This is a genomic window from Bacillus sp. FSL R9-9410, from assembly GCF_038050385.1.
GTDB lineage: Bacteria > Bacillota > Bacilli > Bacillales > Bacillaceae_G > Bacillus_A > Bacillus_A cereus_U.
Window position 1 is genome coordinate 456,025 of the sequence record NZ_JBBOTV010000002.1, and the last position, 11,677, is coordinate 467,701.

The window sequence follows — 11,677 nt, forward strand, 5'->3', positions numbered from 1 at the left end:
ATACAAGATTTTAAATAGTACTTAACATAAATCATCTACTTTTCACTTTGTACTTATTCGTAACATTGATATAATGGTGAAAACATAGTTTTCATTATATCACTTGAGGGGGCTTTCATAATGACATTAAATAAGGCACTTACAATCGCTGGTTCTGACACAAGTGGCGGTGCTGGTATACAAGCAGATCTAAAAACATTCCAAGAACTTGGCGTATATGGAATGACATCTCTTACAACAATCGTAACAATGGACCCACATAACGGTTGGGCACATAACGTATTCCCAATTGCGGCTTCTACATTAAAACCACAATTAGAAACAACAATTGAAGGCGTTGGCGTAGATGCTTTAAAAACGGGTATGCTTGGATCAGTAGAAATTATCGAAATGGTTGCGGAAACAATTGAAAAGCACAATTTCGAAAATGTAGTAGTTGATCCTGTTATGGTATGTAAAGGAGCAGACGAAGCATTACATCCTGAAACAAATGATTGCTTACGTGACGTTCTTGTTCCAAAAGCATTAGTTGTAACGCCAAACCTATTTGAAGCATATCAATTAAGTGGTGTGAAAATTAATTCTCTTGAGGACATGAAAGAAGCTGCAAAAAAAATCCACGCTTTAGGTGCTAAATACGTACTGATTAAAGGTGGTAGCAAACTAGGCACAGAAACCGCTATTGATGTATTATATGACGGAGAAACATTCGATCTTCTAGAATCAGAAAAGATCGATACGACAAATACACACGGTGCAGGTTGTACATATTCTGCTGCAATTACAGCAGAACTTGCAAAAGGAAAAACGGTGAAAGAAGCAGTACAAACTGCGAAAAAATTCATCACAGCTGCAATTCGTCATTCATTTAAGATTAACGAATATGTAGGACCAACACATCACGGTGCATACCGTAAATTCGTTGCACCGAAAGAACTTGTCTAACATAAAGCTTTTTATTAATACATTTAAAAATAGATTAAAACCCACAGAACATTTATTGTTCTGTGGGTTTAATTACTTTGCAGAAATGTTTTAAAGTACTCCTCGAATTCCTATGATGCTGAACTAACCTTGTTTCTACCATTTCTTTTTGAATAATATAACGCATCATCCGCTGATTGAATAAATTGCTCAGGTGATTTTTTATACTCTGAAAGCCCCACAGAAACTGTAATTTTAATTTTTTTCCCATTTTGCAGTTGGAATGAATGCTTTTCAACAGCTAGTCGAATTTGTTCCCCTATACGAGTTCCAAATGCTACTCTCTTTTTTGGTAACAACAGAGCAAACTCTTCGCCACCCTTTCGAAAGACTAGATTTGGGAATGGTGCATTCTCTAACAAAATACGCCCTAGTTGTTTTAACACTTCATCTCCAGCAGGATGACCATACGTATCATTTACATACTTAAAGTGATCAATATCGATAAGTAATAAACAAAGTGAATCATTTTTCATATGCTTGCTACCAATATGACGATTCATCTCGAAATCAAACTGTCTTACATTTCCTAGATTCGTTAATGCATCTATCGTTGCATAATGCTTCATCGTTTGAAATAATTCATTAGATTGCAATACGTAACTTGCACTTACAAATGTAATGTATGCCGCTACAATACAACAAACTAAATATAATACCACTACATATATATCCTTAAATAAAATATAAATTGGTAGTATTAAAATAGACAAACTGTACACATTAAACCATATCCATTTTGTAAATATAGAAATCTTCATCCGCCAAATGAGAGTAATGCCAATCCCTATTGCCACGATAGTATAGCAGGCCAATTCAGAGGCTAAAGAATACTCAGTAAAAAATACCCGTGTTATTAAAATGATCATAACTGTTATACTACTAGCTATTGGACCACCAACTATAATCGCCAAAACAACAGCTAAATAACGTAAATCCAACATACTATCTTCAATATGCACACCAAAATGCATCAATAATATACTTAATATTCCAGTTAAAATACCGACCAAACATTTCTGCCAAAAAGAGAATCCTTCTTTTAAGGGCTTATCTCTTAAAATCTGAGCACCTACAAAGATAAAGGACAGAATGATTGTCATATTTACAAATAGATCTCTAAACATAAAATAATCTCCCTACTTTTTCTTTTCCATCTATCCCTTTCTATATGTTATTGTATTACGAAATACCTATAATTCCCAAACTTTTTTATTTTATTGTTCCACGTGGAACAGCAAAAAGCAAAATAAAAAAGGAGACGAAATTTCGTCCCCTCCATTAACAACATCGCGATATCTTTCCGCCTTTTGCATTAAATCTAGCTTCTTGTGCCTCAGCAAAAAATTGCTTTTGACATAGAATTTTCTCTTCTGGATGATGTACTTTCATGTGATTTACATACGTTTCATAACTTGGAACTCCGACAAGTAAACTAATAAATTGCCTTCTCTTTCCCCATACGTTCCGTAAAATTTTAAGCATAGTTCCTCGACTCACTTTCATCTCTTGGAATATATGGTGCCTCTTTTAACGGCATCGGCTTATTTCTTAATACTTGAATCCAAATTCGAAGTGCAGAAATTAATACAGCAATTACAACTATCATAAAAATTCCACAAAGCGCCGCATCAATATAGTCATTCAAAATAATTTGTTTCATTTGTGTAATATTTTTAGCCGGAGCTAATACCTTCCCATCATCTAATGCTCCCTGGAATACTTTCGCATGTGATAGAAATCCTATTTTGGGATTTTCATGAAATAGCTTTTGATAACCTGCTGTCATTGTTACAATAAGCAATCCGACAGTTGGAATAAGTGTTACCCAAACGTATGCCTTTTTTCCCATTTTGAACAAGATTGTCGTTCCAAGTAATAATGCAATACCTGCTAACATTTGGTTTGCAATACCGAAAAGTGGCCATAATGTATTAATTCCACCAAGCGGATCTATTACCCCTTGGTATAAGAAATACCCCCATCCTAGTACACATAGTGTTGTAGCTATCACATTTGCTAATGTTGAATCTGTTTTCGCAAACGGCTTATATACATGACCTAAAATGTCTTGAATCATAAATCGCCCTACGCGTGTTCCCGCATCAATCGTTGTTAAAATAAATAGTGCTTCAAAAAGAATAGCAAAATGGTACCAAAATGCCATCATCGCCGTTCCGCCCATTACTTGCGAAAATATATACGCCATACCAATTGCTAATGTTGGTGCACCACCTGTACGTGATAAAATGGTCTGTTCTCCGACATTAACAGCAAGATCTTTTAATTCATTCGGTGTAATAGCAAATCCCCATGAAGAAATAACTTGAGCTGCCTGCGATACATCCGTACCGATAAGTGCTGCAGGACTATTAATTGCAAAATAAGTTCCTGGTGTTAATACACAAGCCGCAATCATTGCCATCGCTGCTACAAACGATTCCATTAACATTGCTCCATAACCGATTGGCTTTGCGTGGCCTTCTTCCTCAATCATTTTCGGCGTCGTGCCTGATGAAACGAGAGCGTGGAATCCTGACACAGCACCACAAGCTATTGTAATAAATAAGAACGGGAATAAGTTACCGGAGAAAACAGGACCTGTCCCATCGATAAATTGTGAAACTGCTGGCATTTTTAAATCTGGTGCTACAACTAAAATACCGATTGCTAACCCAAGTATCGTCCCTATTTTTAAAAATGTACTTAAATAATCACGTGGCGCAAGAAGCATCCAAACCGGTAATGCCGATGCAATAAATCCATATACGATAAGCATAATAGCAATTGTCTCACCACTAAAAGTAAACATACTTGCAAGTGTCGGATTTTCCGCCACATATTGTCCTCCAATAAGAGATAAGATTAGTAGAACAATACCGATTACTGATCCTTCTCCTACTCGCCCTGGCCTAATGTAACGCATGTAAACTCCCATTAAAATAGCAATTGGAATCGTTGCTGCGATTGTAAACATTCCCCATGGGCTTCCAACAAGCGCCTTCACAACTACTAAAGCTAATACCGCTAATAAAATGATCATAATACCTAAAATACCAATCATTGCAATTAATCCTGTAACAGGACCAATCTCATCTTTAATCATTTCTCCTAATGATTTACCATTACGTCTCATTGAAGCAAATAAAATTACAAAATCCTGTACAGCTCCAGCAATAACTACCCCAACAATAATCCAAATTGTCCCAGGTAAATACCCCATCTGCGCCGCCAAAATCGGTCCCACTAAAGGACCTGCCCCTGCAATCGCTGCAAAGTGATGTCCGAATAAAACCCATTTATTTGTCGGAACATAATCCTTGCCATCATTTAACGTATGAGCAGGTGTTTGTCTATTATTATCTAGGCCAAAAACTTTCCTCGCTATAAATCTACTATAAAAGCGATACGCAATCGCATACACTGATACAGCAGCAACTAATAGCCATACAGCATTAATTGTCTCACCTTGCGATAACGCTATTACACCAAAAGCAGATGCTCCTAGCGCTGCAATAACTCCCCAAAGTAAAATTGACTTCAATGTTTTCACATACAATCCCCCCATTACTACTTCTTAGTGGAGATTGTACTAAATTTTCTGAATACTTTACTTAAATCCTCCTTATCATGAAGGATTTTTAGATTATCATGTTAAAATTCTCTCATTACTTGTCACAGTTCAATTTTATTTCGAAGTCGTTTTACATAATTCCGGCTTACTGGAATCGGTTGCTCATCGTACCTGTCTAAATGCAAATTATACGTGCCATTATAATAAGGTTTAAGTTCTTGTACATATGACATATTAATTAAATAGCTTTTATGTACACGTAAAAAATCATATGCATTTAGTTTATTTTCTAATTCCTGGAGTGTGTATGTTGAAATATATTGATTATTCGTTGTATAAATTGAAACGGTTTTGTTTTCCTTATTTTTACTTACATATACAATATCCTCCGGGAAAATATATCTAATCCCTTCATGGCCTTCTATCGGCAGTTTACGCAGATGACTCTTTGCTTTCTCACCTTGTTCTTTTCCCATTTTATATAAAATGAATTGTAAATCTTCTTCACGAAATGGTCGTAATAAATAATAAAACGCTTGGAAACGAAAAGCCGTAATTGCCTCTTCTATATCCTCACCAATAAAAATAAATTTCGTATAACAATTCACTTCTCGTAACAAACTCGAATATTCAAAACCAGTACCATCCATTAATTGCGAATTTAAAAAAACAAAATCAGGTGTATGTTTTTTCATTATTAGCAAAGATTCTGTTCCAGTTTCCGCTTCAAAACATTCTACATTTCGAATGTTTTCAGTAAAGTTCTCAACTAATTTTCTTCGCTCTTCTGTCTCTTCCATGATAAGTAAGATCTTCATTTATCCAGCCACCTAATTCCTTTGTCCATATGTCTTGTTGTATACATTCGCTTTAGTAAGAAACAATCCCTTTTTCTTACTATACCATTATTTATCTAAAAAAACAGAAAAAAGGAAACCACCTTGGTTTCCCTTTTCTTTTATCCCGATTGGTGCGGGCTAATAATCAGTCATTGATGGACAAAACACCCACTGATTAAAGTTTCACTTTATACTAATTCCCTCTGTTTCGTTTCTTGACCAAGTATAACTACAGCAAGTGCCCCAATTAAAATTGATCCACAGAAAATCGTAAATATTAGCGATAGTGAAGCTTGTGAAGCAACTAAATACCCTACTAATAGTGGTCCAAGAATACCACCAATACGTCCAAATGCCGCTGCCATTCCTGCACCTGTACCGCGAATAGTTGTTGGATACTGTTCCGGTGTATAAGCGTATAATGCACCCCAAGCACCTAAATTAAAGAAGGATAGTAACATACCCGCCACTATTAATGCTGTTAATGAATCCGCAATTCCGAACACATAAGCACTACATGCTGTACCAATTAAATACGTAACCAATACAAATTTACGACCAAGACGTTCAATAAACCATGCAGCTGTGAAATATCCTGGAAGTTGAGCTAAAATCATAATGAGTACGTACTGAAAACTTTTTATTAAACTAAAGCCTTTCAGTACCATTACACTAGGTAACCAAAGGAACATTCCATAATAGGAAAAGACAACACAAAACCATAGAATCCATAACATAATTGTTGCTTTACGATATTCTCCAGACCAAACCGATTTTATATTTTCAATAACAGATGGCCTTTTTTCAACCTTTTGGAACCTTGGAGAATCGGGTAAATTCCATCTTAAATATAAAGCATATAACGCTGGAACTGCACTTAATACCATCGCAACTTCCCAACCGTATTTAGGAATAACAAAATATGAGATAAGAGCTGCGATTAACCAACCACCAGCCCAAAAGCTTTCTAATAGTACAACTATTTTCCCACGTTCGTGCGCTTCAACACTCTCTGATACAAGAGTAGATGCAACTGGAAGTTCCCCGCCAAGTCCCATACCAATTAAAAAGCGTAAAACGAGGAACATCGCGAGTGTCGTCGTTAAAGCTGTTAAGCCACTACCAATAGAAAATAGTAATAATGTAATAATAAAGACCGATTTCCGTCCTATTTTATCTGATAGTATCCCAAAAACGAGCGCCCCTACAGCCATACCAATTGAGTTAACACTACCTATCCAACCCATCTCTTGAGTACTTAATCCCCACTCTTTTTGCAATGCCACCATTACAAATGAAAGCATTCCAACATCCATTGCGTCAAATAGCCAGCCAAGCCCAGCTATACCAAGTAGCTTTCGCTTCGAAATTTCTTTTACCTTGCTCACAAGAAGTCCTCCTTACACAGGTGTCTTTACACATCATTTTACATGTGTGTATTGTATAAGTAAAATACTTTCGTATAAAAAATTCTCCTTCATCATTCCCAAAAAGTAAAATGTTTATCCCGATTGGTGAGGGCTGATAATCAGTGTGGGATGAACCCCCCCACTGATTAAAGTTTCACTTTATCAAAAATAAACAACTAAAAAAAAGGTAGCGATGTTCCGCTACCTTTTTGAACGCATTACTTCTTTTAAAAACTCGGCTAGTACTAACTGACGACGCCAGCGTGTTGGATTACTACATAATCTGTAAAACCACTCTAAATGAACAGCTTGTATCCATTTTGGCGCACGCTTTACCTCTCCAGCCCACACATCTAAACTACCGCCTACTCCAACAGCGATTTTCGTTTCTAAACGATGCTTATTGTTTTGGATAAAGTTTTCTTGCCTTGGGAAGCCAAGTGCAACAAGTAATAGGTCTGGTTTTGCCTCTTGAATACGTGAAACAATATTCTCTTCTTCTTCTTGTTTAAAATATCCATCTTGTGTACCCACGATAGATGCAGCCGAATATGTCTTCGTTAAATGATTAGCCGCGGCTTGTACAACATGTGGTTTTGCACCTAATAAGAAAACAGATACTGATTTATTCTCTTCTGATAACTTTGCAAATAAATTGCTCATTAAATCAAATCCCGCTACCCGCTCTTTTAAAGGTGTACCAAGCATACCACTTGCTTTTACAACCCCAATACCATCAGGTGTAATTAAATCTGTATTTAATAATGTTTTATGGAATTTTTCATCCTTTTTTGCGCACATAACAATTTCAGGATTTGCTGTTACCACCTGAAAAGTATGAGCTTGCTCTAATTCTAGTTGCTTCTTTAAATGTTGGATCGTTTCATCCATTGTCATTGTAGAGAAAGGAACACCTAGAATATCAACCGTTTGTACTGCCATATTTAACTATCCTCTCTATCATTAAAGGTTTTTTGCTATTAATTGCTTATATGTTTCTTTCGTATCTTCATATAATTTTTGAAGTGAGAAGTTCATAGTAGCATGCTCATAAATATGCTTGCCCATTACTGATAACTCTCCAGTTTTCCACTTATCATACGCCTCTTCTAATGCCGATGCCAATGCTTTTCCATCACCAGTTGGTACAATCCACCCATAAGTTTCATCTGCAATTAACGGTTCGATTTCTCCTGATCTAGTCACAATTGATGGTACACGTTGATTTGCCGCTTCTAATAAAACTAATGGAAATCCTTCGCTATGGGAAGTTAACAAATTGACATGTGATGAAGCAAATAATTGTTTCACATCTTGACGATGCCCTAAAAATTCAACTTTATCATTAATCCCTTTTTCAGTAGCTAACGCCTTTAGTTCTCCTTCTAACGGTCCGTTACCAACTAATAACACTTTAATTTTCTCCAATTTTGTTTGTTGTAACGCATCGAATAAAACTTCATGTCCTTTAACAGGATGCAGACGTGCTACTTGGATTGCCGTAAACACATCTTCATCAATATTAAACATTTCCTTTTTATTATAGCCATCTGCTTTTTCCCGATCATATTCAATCCCGTTATAAATAACATGCATCTTTTCATTTGAAATACCTAATGCGGCTAAGCTTTTTTTCAACCTATTCGTTACAACAAAAAATAAATCTATATTTTTTAAAGCTTTCAAATTTAACTTAGTAAAAATCCAGCCTTTTAAGCCTTGTTTAGTAAAGTCTTGAAATGGATCACTATGAATTGTCGTTACCCATTTTGCCGCGAATTTCTTCTTCATTAGAGAAACAAAGAAATTCGCCCTAGGACCGTGTGTATGAACTACATCAAATTTTTCTTTATTAATGAATTCACTTATGTTCTTTAAAATGGATAAATCATAGCGAGATTTTTGTGAAAACACATGAACTTTTATTCCTAGCTCTCTTGCTTCTTTCGCAACAATTCCATCTTCAAATACAGCTAATTCTACTTCACCATCCGGAAACTGATCGAGCAGTGAAATAATATGTGTTTTTCCTCCACCATCTTCTGCTCCTGCATTCATATGCAATATCCTCATATTTTTTCCTCCTTTAAATCCTCGCTACATTTCCATCTATCTTTATTTTACTGTACTAAAAAATAAAAGCTAACAAAAGTTAGCTTTTATTTTTATCATTCAATTTCTAAATCTACAATTAGACAAGCTAACACCACTACAAAGTAAATCCCGACTCCTGGTGCTGTCAAAATATGCCCTGCAATATACGCAATACCTAGTGCTAATACTAAGCTTGCTGAAATCATTCCATATTTCACATTGAATATTTCCTTAAATCTTGTAGCAAATGCTATTAAGATTCTTAAGCCGTAATAAATAAATGGAATCATCATTAACGCAAAACCAATAATTCCGAAATCATAAAACCAATCATGGAAGTCCATTTCGATTAGCTTCGGATCTGGCTGCTTTTGTTCATTATATTTATAGTTACCTGCATAACCCATTCCGAATAACTTTTGTGACGTTGGCGCTTCTTTAAAGAACTGCTTATGTCTCTCTTCATATACTTGACGTCCACTAAAAATAAGATTTTCTTGATTTTCTTTCTTTTGCTCTTTCTCAAGCTCTTTCTTAACTTCCGCTTCTATCTTTGCCTTTTCTTCCGGCTTTTCAACTTTATGTTGTTGCTTTTCTTCTTTTTTAATTTTATCTTTAATTTCTTTTTCTTTCTGACCTTGCTGTGCTACATTTTGTTCTGATAAATAGTTATTATGAATGCCCATATTTTGTGCTAATGGTGTCTTTTTAAATGTTCCAACTACACCAGCTAATAGGACAAGAGCAATTAATGCATTAATTGCAAGAGATTTTTTGTTCGGGTTTTTTCTATCAAATAATAATTGTAGTACAATAATCCCGATTGCTGCCGCTAACGTAGCACCAATTGAGCCCATCCCTACTTTCGTACCAACTTGAATTAAAGAGTAAATCATTAACAGCGATGGAATCCAATATAAAACGTGTTTCAAGCTCTTTGTTTTTTGAATCGAATATAGTACCACAATAGGGAAAATAATGGCTAAGATTGACCCTAGTTCATTACCTGCATAGAACCATCCTCGGGAACCAACTTTCATCCACTCATAACTTCCAAAGTCTGTAGAAGTTGTAATAGAAATAACCATAATAGCATTAATAATTAATGTTGAATACACAATGTTATTTCTAACTTTATCGCTAATATTTACTGTCTTCTTCAGTGATTTTAAAGCTAAAATGTATGAGCCAAGCATAATATATATATACAATGCTTTTCCAATGAATTTAACTTCTTCTGCGATTACAATAGGACTCTTGATTAACTTGTTATTAATAAATCCTATTCCTAATATAGCTCCTAGTAATACAAGATAAATCAAAAACTTCCTATTTTCTCTTTCTTTTGCCTGAATTAAAATATAAATACCACCCATTGCCATAATGAGGAATCTCACCATAATTCCAACTGTCGCATTTACTTTTAATAACTCAATGCTAAGAGAGGTTAATAAATCCAAAACGGGCTGTAAAATAATAAAAAAGAGCAAAAAATGCTCAAATCTAACCCTAGCTTGATTTGCTAACATTCCAAGACCTCCATACAAAATCTTTACATTATCTTTTAATCATAGTTTTCTACTGTTTAAACACACCCAGCAATTATAACATAACTCATATTTAAATTGAGAACTATTTTTCATGCTGAAACTAGTCAAATCCAACATTATTAGTAACCGAAAATATTGTCCTTTAGCTATCCTTCCCTATCCCTATAAAAACTATCTAACACCTGTGCACTTATTTTCGACCGTACGGAAATATTTTTTTATCATTTTATACAAATGTAAAAAGCGGACTTCTCTTATTGTACCATTCCTCCAACTAAGCTACATCAAAAAACTATACAATTAATCTTCCCACACTTTTTCGCCTTACTTTATTGCTACTTATCAAGCATTTTCAAACGCTTTCTTTAGCTATTTCATCCGTTTTTCTACATGTAGCGAAAAGTAATTGTTATTTCCAAAACTTTAGTGTATATTTTTTCTCTGGAACATCTTTAAGAGGAAGGAATTAAAGCCATGTTATTAATCGATATATTTACGTTTCTTGGCATTATCGCCGCTGCCATTTCTGGTACATTAGTTGGTTTGAAAAAAGATCTAGATTTATTTGGTGTCCTTTGTTTAGCTGTAGCTACTGCGCTCGGCGGCGGTATTATTCGTGATATTATGATTGGTAACCTGCCTCCTGTCGCATTTGTAAAACCAATTTACTTTTTCGTAAGTGTACTATCAGCATTATTCACATGTATGTTTTTTGAGCGCATTAATAAACTTCAAGTTGTTATTATGCTTTCTGATGCTGTTGGTTTAGGTGTATTTACAGCTATTGGTGCAAATGCAGCAATGTCACATCACGTTGACGCCTCGTTTTTAGTCGTTTCAATGGGAGTTATTACAGGTATTGGGGGCGGTATTTTACGCGACATTTGTGCTCAAGATATCCCGTATGTATTCCGAAAAGAGATATATGCAATTGCTTCTATTTTAGGAGCAGTTAGTTTCCTAATTACACATGCAATGGGGGCACACGTATTGGCTTTCTATGTTTGTTTATTAATAACATTCGTTATTCGTGTAGTCACCGTAATATATAATGTACATTTCCCAGTTTTCTTTAAAACACATGCAAAAATTAATAAAGGCCACTAAGAGAATTCTACATAGAATTCTCTTAATTTATGTACAATTTCACACACTATAGAGTAATTGTATATAAAAATATATAATTATATAAGGACCAAAAATGAAAACGCTTTATAAACAGGGGGA

General features: G+C 35.0%; 10 protein-coding genes. 2 read left to right on the top strand and 8 right to left on the bottom strand.

Annotated elements, in window-relative coordinates:
- The first annotated feature begins 120 nt into the window (after positions 1 to 120).
- Complete coding sequence (gene pdxK, locus MKX77_RS26260) at positions 121 to 945, top strand: pyridoxine/pyridoxal/pyridoxamine kinase (RefSeq protein ID WP_341308208.1); 825 nt, start codon at positions 121 to 123, stop codon at positions 943 to 945.
- Positions 946 to 1,055: 110 nt separating this feature from the next.
- Here pdxK and MKX77_RS26265 read toward each other — a convergent pair whose 3' ends face one another.
- The 8 genes from MKX77_RS26265 to MKX77_RS26300 form a co-directional block, all read right to left on the bottom strand.
- Positions 1,056 to 2,111: a diguanylate cyclase gene (locus tag MKX77_RS26265; protein ID WP_215554870.1), complete on the bottom strand. Its 1,056-nt coding sequence runs from the start codon at positions 2,109 to 2,111 to the stop codon at positions 1,056 to 1,058.
- Positions 2,112 to 2,265: 154 nt separating this feature from the next.
- Positions 2,266 to 2,469, bottom strand: coding sequence for a YbdD/YjiX family protein (locus MKX77_RS26270; RefSeq protein WP_341308209.1), 204 nt, complete (start codon positions 2,467 to 2,469; stop codon positions 2,266 to 2,268).
- A complete protein-coding gene (cstA, locus tag MKX77_RS26275) occupies positions 2,462 to 4,537 on the bottom strand; it encodes a carbon starvation protein CstA (RefSeq protein ID WP_341308210.1) in 2,076 nt (691 codons plus the stop codon). The genes MKX77_RS26270 and cstA overlap by 8 nt, the downstream gene beginning before the upstream one ends.
- A 122-nt stretch (positions 4,538 to 4,659) precedes the next feature.
- Positions 4,660 to 5,376, bottom strand: a complete 717-nt coding sequence (locus MKX77_RS26280; RefSeq protein WP_105586754.1) for a LytR/AlgR family response regulator transcription factor — start codon at positions 5,374 to 5,376, stop codon at positions 4,660 to 4,662.
- A 209-nt stretch (positions 5,377 to 5,585) separates the two neighbouring features.
- On the bottom strand, positions 5,586 to 6,785 hold the full coding sequence (locus MKX77_RS26285) for an MFS transporter (protein WP_341308211.1): 1,200 nt from the start codon (positions 6,783 to 6,785) through the stop codon (positions 5,586 to 5,588).
- Positions 6,786 to 7,007: 222 nt separating this feature from the next.
- Entirely contained in the window at positions 7,008 to 7,748 is a 741-nt protein-coding gene (locus tag MKX77_RS26290; protein WP_215554875.1) for a WecB/TagA/CpsF family glycosyltransferase, read from the bottom strand.
- Positions 7,749 to 7,769: 21 nt separating this feature from the next.
- A complete protein-coding gene (locus MKX77_RS26295; protein ID WP_341308212.1) occupies positions 7,770 to 8,879 on the bottom strand; it encodes a glycosyltransferase family 4 protein in 1,110 nt (369 codons plus the stop codon).
- A gap of 95 nt (positions 8,880 to 8,974) precedes the next feature.
- Positions 8,975 to 10,429: an O-antigen ligase family protein gene (locus tag MKX77_RS26300; protein ID WP_341308213.1), complete on the bottom strand. Its 1,455-nt coding sequence runs from the start codon at positions 10,427 to 10,429 to the stop codon at positions 8,975 to 8,977.
- 495 nt (positions 10,430 to 10,924) lie between these two features.
- Between MKX77_RS26300 and MKX77_RS26305 the strand changes: the two genes are divergently transcribed.
- Positions 10,925 to 11,557: a trimeric intracellular cation channel family protein gene (locus MKX77_RS26305; RefSeq protein WP_000924380.1), complete on the top strand. Its 633-nt coding sequence runs from the start codon at positions 10,925 to 10,927 to the stop codon at positions 11,555 to 11,557.
- Positions 11,558 to 11,677: the final 120 nt, after the last annotated feature.

What these genes read in the sequence shown, in the direction of transcription:
- MKX77_RS26295 (WP_341308212.1), bottom strand. Translation starts at nt 8,879, where the DNA reads ATGAGGATATTGCATATGAATGCAGGAGCAGAAGATGGTGGAGGAAAA.
- pdxK (WP_341308208.1), top strand. Translation starts at nt 121, where the DNA reads ATGACATTAAATAAGGCACTTACAATCGCTGGTTCTGACACAAGTGGC.
- MKX77_RS26300 (WP_341308213.1), bottom strand. Translation starts at nt 10,429, where the DNA reads ATGTTAGCAAATCAAGCTAGGGTTAGATTTGAGCATTTTTTGCTCTTT.
- MKX77_RS26270 (WP_341308209.1), bottom strand. Translation starts at nt 2,469, where the DNA reads ATGCTTAAAATTTTACGGAACGTATGGGGAAAGAGAAGGCAATTTATT.
- MKX77_RS26305 (WP_000924380.1), top strand. Translation starts at nt 10,925, where the DNA reads ATGTTATTAATCGATATATTTACGTTTCTTGGCATTATCGCCGCTGCC.
- MKX77_RS26280 (WP_105586754.1), bottom strand. Translation starts at nt 5,376, where the DNA reads ATGAAGATCTTACTTATCATGGAAGAGACAGAAGAGCGAAGAAAATTA.
- MKX77_RS26265 (WP_215554870.1), bottom strand. Translation starts at nt 2,111, where the DNA reads ATGTTTAGAGATCTATTTGTAAATATGACAATCATTCTGTCCTTTATC.
- MKX77_RS26290 (WP_215554875.1), bottom strand. Translation starts at nt 7,748, where the DNA reads ATGGCAGTACAAACGGTTGATATTCTAGGTGTTCCTTTCTCTACAATG.